Origin of the sequence: Jatrophihabitans sp. (genome assembly GCA_036389035.1) — a bacterium.
In the GTDB taxonomy this organism is placed as follows: Bacteria; Actinomycetota; Actinomycetes; order Mycobacteriales; family Jatrophihabitantaceae; genus Jatrophihabitans_A.
The window spans coordinates 47,901-64,627 of sequence record DASVQQ010000039.1; the positions used below are offsets into that span (position 1 = coordinate 47,901).

Annotated in this window: 14 protein-coding genes; 10 read left to right on the top strand and 4 right to left on the bottom strand. The window is 70.9% G+C overall.

The features are described from left to right. The first annotated feature begins 65 nt into the window (after positions 1–65). Positions 66–2,174, top strand: a complete 2,109-nt coding sequence (ligA, locus tag VF557_18935) for an NAD-dependent DNA ligase LigA (protein HEX8082291.1) — start codon at positions 66–68, stop codon at positions 2,172–2,174. A gap of 4 nt (positions 2,175–2,178) precedes the next feature. On the opposite strand, the gene VF557_18940 is transcribed toward ligA, so the two are convergent. Then, complete coding sequence (locus tag VF557_18940; protein ID HEX8082292.1) at positions 2,179–2,856, bottom strand: ACT domain-containing protein; 678 nt, start codon at positions 2,854–2,856, stop codon at positions 2,179–2,181. Positions 2,857–3,015: 159 nt separating this feature from the next. Between VF557_18940 and gatC the strand changes: the two genes are divergently transcribed. From gatC to VF557_18970, 6 genes are read left to right on the top strand one after another with little or no spacing between them, the layout of a single operon-like run. Next, positions 3,016–3,306, top strand: coding sequence for an Asp-tRNA(Asn)/Glu-tRNA(Gln) amidotransferase subunit GatC (gatC, locus tag VF557_18945; GenBank protein ID HEX8082293.1), 291 nt, complete (start codon positions 3,016–3,018; stop codon positions 3,304–3,306). After that, positions 3,306–4,868 carry an Asp-tRNA(Asn)/Glu-tRNA(Gln) amidotransferase subunit GatA gene (gatA, locus tag VF557_18950; GenBank protein HEX8082294.1) on the top strand — a complete coding sequence of 521 codons (1,563 nt, stop codon included), beginning with the start codon at positions 3,306–3,308 and terminating at the stop codon, positions 4,866–4,868. The genes gatC and gatA overlap by 1 nt, the downstream gene beginning before the upstream one ends. Further along, positions 4,865–6,385, top strand: coding sequence for an Asp-tRNA(Asn)/Glu-tRNA(Gln) amidotransferase subunit GatB (gene gatB / locus VF557_18955; GenBank protein HEX8082295.1), 1,521 nt, complete (start codon positions 4,865–4,867; stop codon positions 6,383–6,385). The genes gatA and gatB overlap by 4 nt, the downstream gene beginning before the upstream one ends. Before the next feature lie 20 nt (positions 6,386–6,405). Continuing rightward, positions 6,406–7,776 carry a condensation domain-containing protein gene (locus tag VF557_18960; GenBank protein ID HEX8082296.1) on the top strand — a complete coding sequence of 457 codons (1,371 nt, stop codon included), beginning with the start codon at positions 6,406–6,408 and terminating at the stop codon, positions 7,774–7,776. 46 nt (positions 7,777–7,822) lie between these two features. After that, positions 7,823–8,293 carry a pyridoxamine 5'-phosphate oxidase family protein gene (locus VF557_18965; protein HEX8082297.1) on the top strand — a complete coding sequence of 157 codons (471 nt, stop codon included), beginning with the start codon at positions 7,823–7,825 and terminating at the stop codon, positions 8,291–8,293. A 20-nt stretch (positions 8,294–8,313) separates the two neighbouring features. Next, complete coding sequence (locus VF557_18970; GenBank protein HEX8082298.1) at positions 8,314–9,030, top strand: phenylalanine--tRNA ligase beta subunit-related protein; 717 nt, start codon at positions 8,314–8,316, stop codon at positions 9,028–9,030. Between the two features lie 7 nt (positions 9,031–9,037). Here the strand turns inward: VF557_18970 and VF557_18975 are convergent, their stop codons facing one another. Beyond that, the gene (locus tag VF557_18975) at positions 9,038–10,300 is read right to left on the bottom strand and encodes a PQQ-dependent sugar dehydrogenase (GenBank protein ID HEX8082299.1); all 1,263 of its coding nucleotides are present in this window, start codon (positions 10,298–10,300) and stop codon (positions 9,038–9,040) included. Positions 10,301–10,378: 78 nt separating this feature from the next. Between VF557_18975 and VF557_18980 the strand changes: the two genes are divergently transcribed. Next, positions 10,379–11,335 (top strand): 2-hydroxyacid dehydrogenase, encoded by a 957-nt coding sequence (locus tag VF557_18980; protein HEX8082300.1) that lies wholly within the window; start codon positions 10,379–10,381, stop codon positions 11,333–11,335. Between the two features lie 9 nt (positions 11,336–11,344). Here the strand turns inward: VF557_18980 and VF557_18985 are convergent, their stop codons facing one another. Beyond that, positions 11,345–11,746, bottom strand: coding sequence for a PH domain-containing protein (locus VF557_18985; GenBank protein ID HEX8082301.1), 402 nt, complete (start codon positions 11,744–11,746; stop codon positions 11,345–11,347). A gap of 32 nt (positions 11,747–11,778) precedes the next feature. Between VF557_18985 and ilvD the strand changes: the two genes are divergently transcribed. Beyond that, positions 11,779–13,476 carry a dihydroxy-acid dehydratase gene (ilvD, locus tag VF557_18990; GenBank protein HEX8082302.1) on the top strand — a complete coding sequence of 566 codons (1,698 nt, stop codon included), beginning with the start codon at positions 11,779–11,781 and terminating at the stop codon, positions 13,474–13,476. Positions 13,477–13,506: 30 nt separating this feature from the next. On the opposite strand, the gene VF557_18995 is transcribed toward ilvD, so the two are convergent. Beyond that, positions 13,507–14,373: a CAP domain-containing protein gene (locus VF557_18995; GenBank protein ID HEX8082303.1), complete on the bottom strand. Its 867-nt coding sequence runs from the start codon at positions 14,371–14,373 to the stop codon at positions 13,507–13,509. Positions 14,374–14,860: 487 nt separating this feature from the next. Here VF557_18995 and VF557_19000 point away from each other — a divergent pair, with 487 nt between their 5' ends. Then, complete coding sequence (locus VF557_19000; protein ID HEX8082304.1) at positions 14,861–16,648, top strand: acetolactate synthase large subunit; 1,788 nt, start codon at positions 14,861–14,863, stop codon at positions 16,646–16,648. Positions 16,649–16,727 lie beyond the last annotated feature (79 nt).

The following is a 16,727-nucleotide window of genomic DNA, read 5'->3' on the forward strand; positions in this document are numbered from 1 at the left end:
TTTCGTCGTTGCCGCCAGCGTGCCAGGCCGGCAGGACTGTCGGCGCCGGGCGGTAACTTGAAGCCGTGACGACAGCCGATGACATCTCACCGCAGGCCGCCGAGCCGGCCGAGCTGACCGAGGCCCGGCAGCGCCATGCCCAGCTGTCCGAGCAGCTGGCCGACGCCGCCTACCGGTACTACATCGCCAACGCCCCGACCATGTCCGACGCCGACTACGACACGCGGATGCGCGAGTTGCAGGCGCTCGAGGAGCGCTTTCCCGAGCTGCGCACGCCGGACTCGCCGACCCAGCGGGTCGCCGGTGACTACTCCTCGCAGTTCGCCGCGGTGGAGCACCTGCAACGGATGCTGTCGCTGGACAACGCCTTCACCGCCGATGAGTTGGCCGCCTGGCTGGTGCGGGTGGAGCGTGAGATCACCACACCCGAGTTCCTGTGCGAGCTCAAGGTCGACGGGCTGGCCATCAACCTGGTCTACGAGCGCGGCCGACTGGTGCGCGGCGCCACCCGGGGCGACGGCCGGACCGGCGAGGACGTGACCGGCAACGTCCGCACCATCGCCTCGATCCCGGACCGGCTGACCGGCGACGATGTTCCCGACGTCATCGAGGTCCGCGGCGAGGTCTACTTCCCGCTCACCGAGTTCGCGAGCCTGAACGCCCGGCTGGTGGCCGAGGGCAAGGCGCCTTACGCCAACCCGCGCAACACCGCCTCCGGCTCGCTGCGCCAGAAGGACCCGCGGATCACCGCCTCCCGCAAGCTTGAGATGGTGGTGCACGGGGTCGGCCACGTCGAGGGCGGCCCCAAGGTCGAACGCCAGTCCCAGTGGTATGAGTACTTGCGGCAGTGGGGCCTGCCCACCTCGGGGCGGGCCAAGGTGGTGGCGCAGCTGACCGAGGTGACCGAATACATCGAGCACTACGGCGAGCACCGCCACGACGTCGAGCACGAGATCGACGGCGTGGTGGTCAAGGTCGACTCGCTGTCGATGCAGCGCCAACTGGGCTCGACCAGCCGGGCGCCCCGCTGGGCGATCGCCTTCAAGTACCCGCCCGAAGAGGTCAACACCAAGCTGCTCGACATCCTGGTCAACGTTGGTCGCACCGGCCGGGTGACCCCGTTCGGAAAGATGGAGCCGGTGACCGTGGCTGGCTCCGTCGTCGAGATGGCCACGCTGCACAACGCCAGCGAGGTGGTGCGCAAGGGCGTGTTGATCGGCGACACAGTGGTGCTGCGCAAGGCCGGTGACGTCATTCCCGAGATCCTGGGCCCGGTGGTGGCACTGCGCGACGGCTCCGAGCGACCGTTCGTGATGCCCACCCACTGCCCCGAATGCGGCACCGAGCTGCGACCGCAGAAAGAGGGCGACGCCGACATCCGCTGCCCCAACCAGCGGTCCTGCCCGGCCCAGTTGCGTGAGCGGCTGTTCCATGTCGCGGGCCGCGGCGCCTTCGACATCGAGGTGCTCGGCTACGAGGCGGCGGTGGCCCTGCTCAAGGCCGGCCTGGTCACCGATGAGGGTGACGTGTTCTCACTCACGGCGGACGACCTGGCCCGCGCCGACTTCTTTCGCCGCAAGGACGGCGAGCTCGCCGCCAACGCCCGAAAGCTGCTCGACAATCTCGAGGCGGCCAAGAGCCGGCCACTGTGGCGGGTGCTGGTGGCGCTGTCGATCCGGCACGTCGGCCCGACCGCGGCGCAGGTGCTGGCCAGGGAGTTCGGCTCCATCCAGGCGATCGCGTCGGCCAGTCCCGAAGAGCTCGCCGCTGTCGAGGGCGTCGGCATGACCATCGCCGAGTCGATCCGCGAGTGGTTCTCGGTCGACTGGCACCAGGAGATCGTCAAGAAGTGGGGCGAGGCCGGCGTCCAGCTCGAAGAGGAGCGGGTGATCGACACCAGCCCGAAGCCGCTGGCCGGCCTGGCCGTGGTGGTGACCGGCTCGCTGGAGAACTACAGCCGCGACGAGGCCGCCACCGCCATCACCAGCCGTGGCGGCAAGGCGGCCGCCGGGGTGTCGAAGAAGACCGCGTTCGTGGTGGTGGGTGACACCCCGGGCAGCAAGTACGCCAAGGCAGTCGAGCTGAAGGTGCCGATCCTGGACGAGGACGGCTTCACGGTGCTGCTCGAGCAGGGGCCCGAGGCGGCCACCGCGGTCGCCCGGATCGGCGACTGACCGACTAGATCCGGGGCTCGGGCTGATTCGGGTCCACGAGCACGGTCGCGGCGATCGAGGCCAGGTGCGACAGCCGGATGATCTCACTCGCCAGCCAGCGCAACGCCGGCCGGCCGACCAGGATCGCGTCCCGGCCGAGCGGCACCACCGCCAGCTCGGTGCCCATGTTCGCCCATCCCGACGGCGCCCAGTCCTCCTCGGCGTCCAGGGCACGCGACGGGCTGGGCGGCCACCAGGGCGTCGGCAGCGTGTCGATCTCGGGCGCGGCCGAGCTGCGGGCGAGCACCACCGAGGCGGCGCCCTGGACGTCCGGAGCCTGCAGCACCAGCGCCCAGCCCGAGCGGAACAGCCGGCAGACCCCGTCGGCCAGCACGCTGGACGCGTCGTCGATGCTGATGGCCAGCTTCTCCAGCAGCTCCAGCTCGCGGAACGGGTCGATCACCCCGGCGTACGGCCGGATCGACTCGACCCGGACCCCCGGCACGCTGGCCGCGGCGCTCACCAGCGAATCGGCGAGCTTGTCCGAGGGCAGCTCGACCACCAGGTCATCGGTGGCCTGGCCGTTCGATCGCTCGACGATGTCAACGCTGAGAATGTCGCCCCCGGCGTGGCCCAGCGCGGAAGCGACCGCGCCGAGCGCGCCCGGGCGGTCGGGCAGAACCACCCGAATCAGGAATGACACCCGCTCAGTGTGCCGTGCCCAGGTCACCTCGGTGTTACGCGCGCCGCACCAATCCGGCCAGGAGCGCCCGCATGAAGAGCCTCCCCGGCGGCGAGGGCAGGTCGGTGCCCGGACGGCGGAGCCCTAGACTCTGCAGTCGTGTCTGACGATCGATCGACCCTGACCCGCGACGAAGTCGCGCACCTGGCCCGGTTGGCCCGGCTGGCGGTGACCGAGGACGAGCTGGACCTGTTCGCCGGCCAGCTCGATGTCATTCTCGGCTCGGTGGCCCGCATCGGCGATGTCGCCGCCGCTGACATCAGGCCGACCTCGCACGCGGTGCCGTTGCAGAACGTGCTGCGTCCCGACGTCGTCGCCCCGTCGCTGCCCCGCGAGGCGGTGCTCGCCGGCGCCCCCTCGGTGGAGGACGACCGGTTCCGGGTTCCGCAGATCCTGGGCGAGGAGGAGTAGTGGCCGAGCTCATCGAACTCAGCGCTGCCGAGACCGCCGCGACGATCGCCGCCGGCGACGCCAGCGCGGTAGAGGTCGCCCAGGCCCACCTGGACCGGATCTCCGACGTGGACCCGCAGGTGCGGGCCTTCCTGCACGTCGACACCGAAGGCGCGCTGGCCGCGGCCAGGGCGGTCGATGACCGGCGTCAGGCCGGCCAGCTGCTGGGCCCGCTGGCGGGCGTCCCGCTGGCCATGAAGGACGTGGTGGTCACCAAGGGGTTGCCGACCACGTCGGGGTCGAAGATCCTGCAGGGCTGGATCCCGCCCTATGACGCGACGGTGACCCGCCGGGTCCTCGAGGCCGGCATCGTGATGCTGGGCAAGACCAACATGGACGAGTTCGCGATGGGGTCCTCCACCGAGAACTCGGCCTACCACGTGACGCGCAATCCGTGGGACCTGTCCCGGGTGCCGGGTGGCTCCTCCGGTGGCTCCTCGGCGGCGGTGGCGGCCTTGCAGGCGCCGCTGGCGATCGGCACCGACACCGGCGGCTCGATCCGCCAGCCCGCCGCGGTCACCGGCATCGTCGGCCACAAGCCCACCTACGGCGCGGTCAGCCGGTACGGCCTGATCGCCTTCTCCTCCTCACTGGACCAGGCCGGCCCGTTCGGCCGGACGGTCGAGGACACCGCGCTGCTGCACCAGGTGTTGGCCGGCCCCGACCCGTTGGACTCGACCTCGATCCCGCAGGCCGGCCCCGACGTGGTCGCCGCGGCGCGCGCGGGCGCGCGGGGTGACCTGGCCGGCGTCCGGATCGGCATCGTCAACGAGCTGACCGGGCTCGGCGGCGGCTACCAGGAAGGGGTGCTCGCCTCGTTCCGTGAGGCGGTGCTGACCCTGCGGTCCCTGGGCGCTGAGATCGTCGAGGTGTCCTGCCCGCACTTCGACTACGCGCTGGCCGCCTACTACCTGATCGCGCCGAGTGAGGCGTCCTCGAACCTGGCCCGCTTCGACGCGGTGCGCTACGGCCTGCGGGTGGGCGATGACGGCAACCACTCGCTGGAAGAGGTGATGTCGCTGACCCGCGAGCGTGGCTTCGGCGCCGAGGTGAAGCGCCGCATCATGATCGGCACCTACGCGCTGTCCTCGGGTTATTACGACGCCTACTACGGCCAGGCGCAGAAGGTCCGCACCCTGATCGCCGACGACTTCGCCCGCGCGTTCGGCCAGGCCGACGTGCTGATCTCGCCGACCTCGCCGTTCGTGGCGTTCGAGGTCGGCGAGCGGGTCGCCGACCCGATGGCCATGTACGTCAACGACCTGTGCACGCTGCCTGCCTCGCTGGCCGGCACGCCGGCGATCTCGGTGCCGTGCGGGCTTTCCGAAGAGACCGGCCCGGCCCTGCCGGTCGGCCTGCAGATCATGGCTCCGGCGATGGCCGATGACCGCTGCTACCGGGTGGGCGCGGCCTTCGAGGCGGCTTACCTTGCCAGTAACGGCCCTATCCTGAAAGGCGTTCCTCGATTGGGCGCGGTCCCGGCCGGTACGGTCCCGGCCGGTAGGGAAGGAGCGACGCGATGACGACGCTGAGTGCGGAGGCAGGAGCTTACGACGACGTCCTGACCAGGTACCAGCCGGTGTTCGGACTGGAGACCCACGTCGAACTCGGCACCGCCTCCAAGATGTTCTGCGGTTGCTCCACCGTCTTCGGCGCCGAGCCGAACACCCACACCTGCCCGGTGTGCCTGGGCATGCCCGGCGCGCTGCCGGTGGTGAACGCAGCCGCCATCGAGTACACGATCAAGATCGGCCTGGCGCTGAACTGCACGATCGCCTCGTGGTGCCGGTTCTCCCGCAAGAACTACTTCTACCCGGACATGCCGAAGAACTACCAGATCTCCCAGTACGACGAGCCGCTGTGCGGTGAGGGCCATCTCGACGTCGAGGTCAACGGTCAGACGGTCCGGATCGGCATCGAGCGGGTGCACCTGGAGGAGGACACCGGCAAGAACACCCACGTCGGCGGCGCGACCGGGCGGATCCATGGCGCGGACTACTCGCTGGTGGACTTCAACCGGGCCGGGATCCCGCTGGTGGAGATCGTCACCAAGCCGGTCGAGGGCACCGGCGCGATGGCGCCGGAGGTCGCCCGGGCCTACGTGGCCGAGCTGCGCGACATCCTGCGCACCCTCGGGGTCTCCGACGTCAAGATGGAGCAGGGCAGCCTGCGCTGTGACGTCAACACCTCGCTGTCCCCGGCCGGCTCGTCGGAATGGGGTACCCGGACCGAGACCAAGAACGTCAACTCGTTGCGCAGCGTCGAGCGGGCGATGCGCTCGGAGATGATCCGGCAGGCCGCCATCCTGGACGCCGGCGGCCGGATCAAGCAGGAGACCCGGCACTTCCAGGAGACCACCGGCCAGACCCGGTCCGGGCGCAGCAAGGAGGAGGCCACCGACTACCGGTACTTCCCCGAGCCCGACCTGGTGCCGGTGGCGCCGGACGCCGGCTGGGTCGCCGGGATCCGCGCCGCGCTTCCTGAGCTGCCCGCCGCCCGCCGGACGAGGTTGCGCGCCGAGCTCGGACTGAGCGCCGAGGAGCTGCAGTCACTGGTCAACGCCGGGGCGGTGGACGCCTTCGCCGACACCGTCGCGGCCGGCGCGCCGGCCACCGAGGCACGCAACTGGTGGCTGGGCTACCTCTCCCAGCTGGCCAACGCCCGCGAGGTCGAGGTGTCGGCGCTGGCGATCACACCGGCACAGGTCGCCAAGGTCATCGCGCTGGTGAGCGCCGGAACGCTGTCCACGGCCCTGGGCCGGCAGGTGGTGGCGGCGGTGCTGGAGACCGGGACCGACGTCGAGCAGGTGATCGCCGATCGCGGCCTGGCCGTCGTGTCCGACACCAGCGCGCTCACCGAGGCTGCCGACGCCGCCATCGCCGCCAACCCCGACATCGCCGAGAAGGTGCGCGGCGGCAAGCTGCCGGCGGTCGGCGTGCTGGTCGGCGCGGTCATGAAGGCGACCCGCGGCCAGGCCGACGCGGCCACCGTCAAGGCCATCCTGCTCGAGCGGCTCGGCGTGGCCGCCACGTCCGACTGATCGGCGACCCGAGCAAGCGCATGGTACGAAGCGTCGCGGTGCCGTTCGAGGGAACCGGCTCGGGCGAGCAACCGCTGACCTGGGCGCAGAACGACGTCTGGCAGGGCATGGTGGCCACCGGTGAGGCGGCGACCCTCAGCGGCGTGCACGAGGTGCCGGCGGGCACCACGCTCGACGAGCAGGTCGAGCTGTGGAGCTTCATCCTCAGCCGGCACCAGGCGCTGCGCACCCGGCTGCGCTTCGATGCCGACGGCACGCCCCATCAGGTCTGCTCGGCGACCGGGCAGGCATCGATGACGGTGGCGGAGGCGGGTGACGCCGATCCGGCCGCGGTCGCCGAGGATTTGCGGCTGCAGCTGGAGCGGCAGCCCTTCGACTACCAGAACGACTGGCCGGTCCGGATGGCGGTGGTCACCTCGCACGGGCTGCTCAGCCATCAGGTGACGGTGTACCTGCACCTGATGGTCGACGGTGGCGGCATCGCCGCGGTGGTGGCCGATGTGGCCGGGCGTGATCCGCGGACCGGCGCCCCGGCCGGCCCGGTGACGGCCCTCCAGCCGCTGGAGCTGGCGCGCCGGCAGTCCCAGCCGGCGGCGCTGCGCCAGTCCGCCGCGTCGCTGCGGCACCTGGAGCACGTGCTGCGGGTGGTCAGCCCGCGACTGCTCGGTGAGCCGAAGCCCGACCAGCCCGCCGAGTACCGCAAAATACGCTTTATCTCGCCGGCCACCGCGCTGGCCGCCCGCCGGATCGCCGAGGATCACGACGTCTCGCCCTCGACGGCGCTGTCGGCGATGTTCGCGGTCGGCCTGGCCAGGCGGATCCAGGACGGCATGGTGTGGGCGATGGTGCTGGTGAGCAACCGGTTCCGGCCCGGGCTCGCCGACTCGGTCAGCCAGCTGGTGCAGTCGAGCCCGTTCCTGATCGATGTCGCCGAGGTGAGCCTGGCCACCGTCGTCTCCCGGGCTCGGGGCAGCCTGCTGCACACCTACAAGAACGCCTACTACGACGGCCGCCGATTCAATGAGGTCGTGGAACGGGTCAGCCGTGAGCGCGGCGAGCCGATCGAGTTCTGCTGCTATTACAACGACCGCCGGGACGGGCTGGCGGCCGACGACGTCGCGGACGCCCCGGCGGCCACCGACGGGCAACTGCGCCAGGCGCTGGCGCACAGCAGCTGGTCGCAGCTACACGAGCACGCGCTGCCTGCCGTCCCGCTGTTCGTCAACCTCGACCACCCGCCGGGCGCCACCGACTTCCAGGTGTCCTTCGACACCCGCTACCTCGACTTCGACGCGGTGCTCGCCTTCCTCCGGGGGATGGAGACGGCTGCCGTCGAGACCGCGATCACCCCGGACGCGCCGACCCGGGTGTCGTCGCGCCGGCAGGGCTGAACCGGCGGTTCGCGCGTTGTCGGCGCCGGCTGGTACACCAGATCGCATGGCCAGCTGGAACGAGATCGCGCAGGACGCCCCCGACTTCGCCGCCCGGGTCCGGGCCTGCTTCGACGCGGGCACCAACAAGACCCTGGCGACGCTTCGCCGGGACGGCTCGCCGCGGATCAGCGGCACCGAACTGCTCATCACCGACGACGAGGTGACGCTCGGCATGATGGGAGACTCGGTGAAGCTGGCCGACGTCCGGCGCGACCGGCGGGTCGCGGTGCACTCGCCGACGCTGGAGCCGCCCGAAGACGTGGGCAGCTGGCCTGGTGACGCCAAGCTGGCCGGCGTGCTCGTCGACATCGAGCCGGCGGCTGACGCGCCGGCCGGCTCGACCAGTTTCCGGCTGGACATCACCGAGGTGGTGCACACCCACGTCACCAGCTCCGAGCCCGGCGGCCCGGTGGACCTGCTGGTCGTCGAGTCCTGGCATCCGGGCATCGGCCACCGGCGCCGTAGCCGGACCTGAGCCTGAATTAGCATCAGCGGATGCCGGTGACCTTCACGCTCAGCAGCGATGTCCGCAGGTCGTTTCCCGAGGCGCAGGTCAGGCTGGTGACCGCGCGCGGGTTGCGCAACGCCAGTGCCTGGCCAGAGGCCGAGGCGGCCCTGCGCGGTCTGGAGGAGGATCTGGCAGCTGGCAAGTGGGCGCCGTTCGGCGAGGATGACCCGCAGGTCCTGTCATGGCACGAGGCCTTCCGCAAGTTCGGCACCAACCCGCGGCGGTCTCGCTCCAGCGTGGACGCGCTCAGCCGCAGAATGGCCAAATCGGGGGTGGCCCCCCGGATCAACGGCGCGGTGGACGCCTACAACTACGTGTCCATCGGCTTCGGGACGCCCGCGGGCGCCTTCGACCTGAGCCGGCTGACCGGCGAGGTGATGATCCGGACCGCCACTGCCGGGGACACCTTCACGCCGCTGGGTGAACCCGATGTCACCGAGGAGCCCCGGCCCGGGGAGGTCGTCTACGCGATGGGCTCGCAGGTGCTCACCCGGCACTGGAACCATCGCGACTGCGACCAGACCAAGGTCGACGTCGGCTCCGATGAGGTGGTCTTCGTCATCGAGCGCATCTCGGCCGAGGCAGTGCCTGACGACGTGCTGGAGTCGGCCCAGCAGGCGCTCGTCGAGCTGGTCTCCGGGCACGCCGAGTCGGTCTCGGCGGCCACCCTGGACGCCGGGAATCCCGGCGTCACCGTCGGCTGAGCGCTGCTCAGGTGATCGGGCTGGCCTCGCCGTCCTCCGGCGAGATCCGGATCACCCGGTCATCCTCGGCGACCGGTCGACCCTGGCCGTCCCGGTTGCGGGTGGTCAGCCACAGCGCTCCATCCGAGCCGGCCACCGCCCCGGCCAGCCGGCCGTACCTGTTCTGCAGGGTGGGGTTGAACACGCCCACGTTGCCGCTGCGGCTCACGTCGCCGACCGCGAGGGACTTGCCGGTCGAGGCGGCCACGAACAGCCGGTTCGCCGCCAGCCCGCAGCCGCCGCCCCCGGCGCTGGCTGCCGGCAGCGTCTTGACCGGCGGCGCCGCGGCCGGCCCGTTGCCGGGCCAGCCGTAGTCCGCGCCGGCCTTGATGACGTTCACCTCATCGGCCGAGGCCGCGGCTCCGGGCGAGGCCGGCGAGGCGGCCGAGATGGCGATCCGCAGCCCCGAGCGCGGATCCACGCAGAGCCCGTTGACGCTGCGCAGGCCCCGGGCGAAGATCGGCGAGCTGGGCGTCGGGTTGTCGGGCAGTGGCCGGCCGATGTCGCTGGTGCGCAGGATCTTTCCGGCCAGGCTGGTGGTCGAAGCCGCCAGCGCGGGCCGGCCGGCGTCGCCGGTTCCGGTGAGCAGCGCGCCGGTGGCGTCGAAGGCGATCCGGCCGGCGTTGCCGGTCCGGCCCTTCGGGATGCCGGTGAGGATCGCCGATGGCTGCGATCCGGGGGCGAAGTGCACGACCCGGTTGTCGGTGGCAGTGCTCAGGTAGGCATAGATCAGGCCGTCCTCGGCGAAGGTCGGCGAGATCGCCAGGTCCATCAGGCCGCCGTCGCCGCTGCCGTCCACCCCGGCCAGCCGCTGGACCAGGGTGGCCGGCCGGCCCGGCACCGGCTGCACCCGCAGGATCCGGCCGGTGGTGCGCTCGCCGACCAGCGCGGTTCCGTCGGGCAGCACCACCAGCCCGGTCGGCTGGTTCAGCTTGGTCGCCACCACGCTCGGGTCACCCGCGGGCGCGGTGGTGGTCGGACCGGGCCGGGGCGCGCCCGGGGTGGAGCCGGGGACGGACGGGCTGGTGGACTCCGACGGCGCCGGCACCCCAGGCCGGGGCAACTGCGGCCTCGGGTCGTTGTTGCCCTGGTAGTTCGGCTTCGGCACCCAGGTCGGTTCACTGCCGGCCGCACCGGCCGTGCAGCCGGTGCTGACGGCCAGCGCGAGGACGGCGGCGGCGACCGCTGAACGGGTCAGCACCGCTGAACGGGTGAGGACGGTGGGCAACACCGTTCCAGTCTGCCTGCTCCGGAGCCGACTGCGGGCATCGGGCGCTCAGCTCGGGCCGGCTCAGGCTAGTTTGGTGGCGTGAGCCGACTGTGCGTGCCCTCCACCGCCGTCCGGGATCGCGGGCTGGCCATGGCCAGGCGGCAGCCGGATTCCGAGCCCGAGCTGATCCAGATCCTCGCCGACGCGGTGATCCACGAGCCGGCCAGCAAGCCGTCGGAGCGGCTGTCCGGCGTCCAGTTCTGGGTGCCGGACTTCCTGGGCGCGAACCCGGCGGTCTACCGGGAGATCGTGGCGGCGATGCCCGCACTGCGGGTGATCCAGGCGCAGACCGCGGGGGTGGACGTCCTGCTGCAGGTGGTGCCGGACGGCGTCGAGCTCTGTGACGCCCGGGGGGTGCACGGTTCCTCCACCTCCGAGTGGGCCTTGACGGCGTTGCTGTCGGTGTTCCGGGAGTTCCCCCGGTTCGAGCGGGCCCGCCAGCAGCGCCGCTGGGACTACTCGATGACCGACGAGCTGGCCGGCAAGCGGGTGCTGATCATCGGCGCCGGCGACGTCGGCCAGCAGCTGGCCCGCCGGATCACCGCCTGCGACGCGAGCCCGGTGTTCGTGGCCCGCACGGCCCGCGAGGGAGTGCACTCGATCGCTGAGCTGCCCGACCTGCTGCCCGGCGCCGATGCGGTGGTGCTGATCGTGCCCAAGACCCCCGAGACGGTCGGCATGGTCGATGCCGCGTTCCTGGCCGCGATGGGAGACGGCGCGATTCTGGTCAACGCCGCCCGCGGGCCGGTCGTGGACACCGGCGCGTTGCTGGCCGAGCTGACCTCCGGCCGGCTGCGGGCCGCCATCGACGTCGTCGACCCTGAGCCGTTGCCCTCGGACCACCCCCTGTGGACGGCGCCGAACCTGCTGCTCACCCCGCACGTGGCGGGCTCGGTGCTCGGTTTCGGTGACCGGTTTGCGGCGCTGCTGGTGGGACAGCTGGGACGCCACCTGCACGAGCAGCCGCTGCAGAACACCGTGACCGGCCAGTACTGAGCCGCCGCCTCAGCTGTCCGGACGCCGATCGGCCGTGGCCGCGGGGTCCGGTATCCGGCCGGCCCCGGCGGCGATCAGGGCGTCGAGCCTGGTACTGCGCACGCAGGGCAGCTTCAGCTGGCCCCCGCCCGAGTCGACCGCGTACACCGCTCCGGAGCGGTCCAGCCGCAGCCCGGCCAGCTCGTGCCAGCCGACCGTGTGCGAGCCGAACATCGCTCGGGCGTGCAGGCCCCGGTCATCGATCACGGTTGCGGTCCGGGCGATGTAGAGCGCGCCGGTCAGCGGCACCAGGTACACCAGGGCCAGTGGCGGGGACTGCACCACCGCCGTGCAGCACAGCGCGGTGAACGCCACGATCAGGTAGGCCAGGGCCGAGTGCTTGATCACGGTGCGCCGCATTGCCGTCGTCATGGTTGCCCAGCCTAAGTCGTAGGCTCATCGCTGTGACGACGGAACAACCCAGCAGTAAGCCACGCCACCGCAAGCCGCACTCCGGGGCAGTCACCGACGGCATCGAGCGGGCCGGCTCGCGGGGCATGCTGCGCGCGGTGGGGATGGGCGACGACGACTGGCGCAAGCCGCAGATCGGGGTCGCGTCGTCCTGGAACGAGATCACCCCCTGCAACCTGTCACTGGACCGGTTGGCCAAGCAGGCCAAGGTGGGCGTGCGGGGCGCTGACGGTTTCCCCCTCGAATTCGCCACCATCTCGGTGTCCGACGGCATCTCGATGGGCCATGAGGGCATGCACTACTCGCTGGTCTCGCGTGAGGTGATCGCCGACTCGGTCGAGACGGTCTTTCGGGCCGAGCGGCTGGACGGCGCGGTGCTGCTGGCCGGCTGTGACAAGTCGTTGCCCGGCATGCTGATGGCGGCCGCCCGGCTCGACGTCGCGGCGGTGTTCCTGTACGCGGGATCGACCCTGCCGGGCAAGTTGCACGGCAACGACGTCACCATCATCGATGCCTTCGAAGGGGTCGGCGCCTGCCTGGCGGGCAAGATCACCCGCGCAGAGCTGGACGAGATCGAGCGGGCCATCTGCCCCGGCGAAGGCGCCTGCGGCGGGATGTACACCGCGAACACCATGGCATCGGCGGCCGAGGCGCTGGGCATGTCACTGCCCGGCTCGGCCGCCCCGCCCGCCCCGGACTCCCGGCGCGACGCCTACGCCGAGCGCTCCGGCGAGGCCGTCGTGCACCTGGTGGACGCCGGCGTCACCGCGCGGCAGATCCTCACCCGGCAGGCCTTCGAGAACGCCATCACGGTCGTGATGGCGCTCGGCGGCTCGACCAACGCCGTGCTGCACCTGCTGGCGATCGCCCGCGAGGCCGAGGTCGAGCTGAGCCTGGCCGACTTCAACCGGATCGGCGACAAGGTCCCCCACCTGGCGGACATGAAGCCGTTCGGCCGGTTCGTGATGACCGACATCGACCGGATCGGCGGTATCCCCGTCGTCATGCGCGCGCTGCTGGACGCCGGCCTGCTGCACGGTGACGTCCCTACCGTCACGGGTGCGACCCTGGCCGAGAACCTGGAACTGCTGGCCCCGCAGGCGCCTGACGGCGAAGTCATCCGGTCGATGTCCAGTCCGATCCACCGCACCGGCGGCATCACCATCCTGCACGGCTCGCTGGCGCCTGAAGGCGCGGTGGTCAAGACCGCGGGTTTCGACGCCGAGGTCTTCGACGGCACCGCTCGGGTCTTTGACCGCGAGCAGGCGGCGATGGACGCGGTGGCGGCCGGCGACCTGAAGGCCGGTGACGTCCTGGTGATCCGGTGGGAGGGCCCCAAGGGCGGACCGGGGATGCGCGAGATGCTGGCGATCACCGGGGCGATCAAGGGCGCCGGCCTGGGCAGGGACGTGCTGCTGCTGACCGATGGGCGGTTCTCCGGTGGCACCACCGGGCTGTGCGTCGGCCACGTCGCGCCCGAGGCCGCGGTCGGCGGCCCGATCGCGCTGGTGGCCGACGGGGACCGGGTCGTGGTCGACATCGCCAACCGGAGCCTCGAGTTGCACGTCGATGAGGCCGAGCTGCGACGGCGCAGGGCCGAGTGGCAACCGCTGCCACCGCGGTTCAACACCGGCGTGCTGCGCAAGTACGCCCAGCTCGTCGGCTCCGCGGCCCAGGGCGCTATCTGTTAGCGGTGGCTCAGCCGCTCAGGGTTCAGCCGCTCAGCTGTTCAGCTGCGCGAAGTCCTGAGTGATCCACATCCGACCGTTCGCGGGGTCGAGGAGCACGTGGATGCCGACCGCGTTGACCGCGGGAGACAGCAGGTTCTGCCGGCGGCTGTCATCGGGTGCCTGCTCGGTGAGCATCTGCTGGTGGACTGCCAGGGCGCCGGCCAAGCCGGTTGCCCGCGTGCTGCCGACGTTCTCAGCGGTGTAGCTGCCGAGCACGCCCTGATTCGCCTGGCGGACTCCCAGCGCCGGCTCGTCGCCGATCCGGAACGCCAGCTCGTTGGCCGACGCCATCTGCTCGTTATGCCCGGCGGCGCTGCGCTGCAGTTCGGCGCTCCAGCTCAGCTCAGGCAGTCCGGCCCGCTGGCGGGCGTCGTTGAGAGCGGTGAACAGCGCCTGCGCCAGGGCGCTGGCGCTGGTTCCGGCGTCCGGCACGGTCGGAGCGCCGGTCCGTGGCGTGTGGGGCTTGCCCGACGGTTTGGCGGCCGGCCCGGCGATTGCCGCCGGCGAGGACGGCGGGGCGGCAGTGGGCGCGCTCGTGCTGGTGGGGCCGTGCTGGACCGGGATCACCGCGGGCATGGAGGCCGAGTACCCGGCAGTGCTGGCCGCGGTGGGTGAAGGACTCGGGCGGGTGGTCGAGGTTCGCGGGCGGGTCGGTGACGCGCTGGGCCGGCTGGCCCGGGTGGCGGCGCCGGCGGCCGGTGCGGGGGCGCTGGGTGGGCCGCCGGGCAGCAGCACCGCGCCGGCGAAGGTCAGCGGCCGGCGCGGGCCGTCCGAGGTCGCCATGGCCGCAACGGTGACGGCGCACACCGCGGTCGCGGCAGCCGACAACCACAGCGCTGGGCCCTGGACGGCTGGCATGCCGGAATGGTGCCATGCGCCGAGGGTGAAAGTCTGCAATGAATCGAGGTAAACCCTCATTTTGGCCGACAATGCAGCCCAATCGTCATCATTGCCGAGGTTGTGGCCGAATACCCGTCGTCACCGGTCGCCAATCCGCCGTGTTTCCTGGCTGTCCGGCCACTTGACGACGAATCACCTTGTGTTGGCTGGGTGAAGTCATGGTGCTCTCACGGTGATGGCCCCGAGCGACTAATCCCACGATCCGGGACATCGATCCCGAAATTTTGAACGGTCCCGAAAACCCGGTGTAGGGTTCCAGTTGTGCAACACCTGGTACTTATCGACTAGCGCGTCTTCTTCCGGCCATAGCCGCAAGCAGACGCGCAGACCCTTCGTGCAATCGCATGAAGGGTTTTTTGTTGCCCGAACGAGAAGTCGGACGTCCTAGTAAGCACAAAGGGGATCACAGCATCCCGAGCCGAAGCCGCCAGAAGGGGATCGAGCGATGACATCGACGCGCGACTGCGAGCAGGTCAGCGGGGCACAGTCGCTGGTTCGGTCGCTGGAAGAGGTGGGCGCCGAGGTGGTTTTCGGCATACCTGGCGGAGCGATCCTGCCCGCTTACGACCCGCTGTATGACTCCACGAGGGTTCGCCACATCCTGGTCCGCCACGAGCAGGGCGCCGGGCACGCGGCAGAGGGTTACGCCCAGGTCACCGGAAAGGTCGGGGTCTGCATGGCGACCTCTGGGCCGGGCGCCACCAACCTGGTCACCCCGATCGCCGATGCCTTTCTCGATTCGGTCCCCATCGTCGCCATCACCGGCCAGGTCCCGTTCCCGGCGATCGGCACCGATGCCTTCCAGGAGGCCGACATCTCCGGGATCACGTTGCCGATCACCAAGCACAACTTCCTGGTGCAGCACGCCGAGCAGATCCCGCAGACCATCGCAGAGGCATTTCACCTGGCCCGGACAGGGCGTCCCGGCCCGGTGCTGGTCGACATCCCCAAGGACATCCTGCAGAACCAGACGGTGTTCAGCTGGCCGCCGACCCTGGACCTGCCCGGCTACCGGCCGGTGATCAAGCCGCACGGCAAGCAGATCCGCGAGGCCGCCAAGCTGATCGCCGGCGCCCGGCGCCCGGTGCTCTATGTCGGCGGCGGCGTGCTCAAGGCCCGCGCCACCGCCGAGCTCAGGCGGCTGGCCGAACTGAGCGGCATCCCGGTGGTCACGACGCTGATGGCACGCGGGGCGTTTCCCGATTCGCATCGTCAGCACCTGGGCATGCCGGGAATGCACGGCACGGTGGCCGCGGTGACGGCGCTGCAGAAGGCGGATCTGCTGATCGCGCTGGGCGCCCGTTTCGATGATCGGGTGACCGGCCGGCTCGACTCGTTCGCCCCGCACGCGACGGTGATCCACGCCGACATCGACCCTGCCGAGATCAGCAAGAACCGGGTCGCCGACGTTCCGATCGTGGGTGACGCCCGCGAGGTGATCGGCGACCTGATCGCCGCGGTGCAGTCGGAGTACGCCACCGGCAACCGCTGCGACCTGACCGGCTGGTGGCAGGAGGTCGACGGCTGGCGACGGACCTACCCGCTGGGCTATGACGAGCCCGTCGACGGCAGCCTGGCCCCCCAGTACGTGATCGAGCGGCTGGGCAGGATTGCCGGTCCCGACACGGTGTTCACGGCGGGGGTGGGACAGCACCAGATGTGGGCGGCGCAGTTCATCTCCTACGAGAAGCCCTATACCTGGCTGAACTCCGGCGGCGCCGGAACGATGGGTTACGCGGTGCCGGCGGCGATGGGAGCCAAGGTCGGCGCCCCGGACACCCTGGTGTGGGCGATCGACGGCGACGGCTGCTTCCAGATGACCAATCAGGAGCTGGCGACCTGCGCGATCGAGGGCATCCCGATCAAGGTCGCGGTGATCAACAACGGCAATCTCGGCATGGTGCGGCAATGGCAGACGCTGTTCTACGACCAGCGCTACTCCAACACCGAGCTGGGGACCCACACGGTGCCGGGCGCGGCCGAGGCCCGGGTGCGCATTCCCGATTTCGTGAAGCTGGCCGACGCGCTCGGCTGCGTCGGCCTGCGTTGCGAGTCCGCCGATGAGGTCGATGCCACCATCGAGAAGGCGATGTCCATCGACGACCAGCCGGTGGTGGTGGACTTCACGGTGGGCAAGGACGCCATGGTGTGGCCGATGGTCGCGGCCGGCACGTCCAATGACGAGATCATCGCGGCCCGCGGCATCCGGCCCAACTTCGACTCCGGAGTGTGAATGTCATGAGCGAGCATCGCAGCCAGGCACGAGCGAGCAGCGCAGCGAATCTTGCGATGAGCGCTTGCGCGAAGAGCGG

Coding starts and splice junctions, on each gene's coding strand:
- VF557_18995 (HEX8082303.1), bottom strand. CDS start 14,373: ATGCCAGCCGTCCAGGGCCCAGCGCTGTGGTTGTCGGCTGCCGCGACC.
- VF557_18970 (HEX8082298.1), top strand. CDS start 8,314: ATGCCGGTGACCTTCACGCTCAGCAGCGATGTCCGCAGGTCGTTTCCC.
- VF557_19000 (HEX8082304.1), top strand. CDS start 14,861: ATGACATCGACGCGCGACTGCGAGCAGGTCAGCGGGGCACAGTCGCTG.
- VF557_18985 (HEX8082301.1), bottom strand. CDS start 11,746: ATGACGACGGCAATGCGGCGCACCGTGATCAAGCACTCGGCCCTGGCC.
- VF557_18965 (HEX8082297.1), top strand. CDS start 7,823: ATGGCCAGCTGGAACGAGATCGCGCAGGACGCCCCCGACTTCGCCGCC.
- VF557_18960 (HEX8082296.1), top strand. CDS start 6,406: ATGGTACGAAGCGTCGCGGTGCCGTTCGAGGGAACCGGCTCGGGCGAG.
- gatB (HEX8082295.1), top strand. CDS start 4,865: ATGACGACGCTGAGTGCGGAGGCAGGAGCTTACGACGACGTCCTGACC.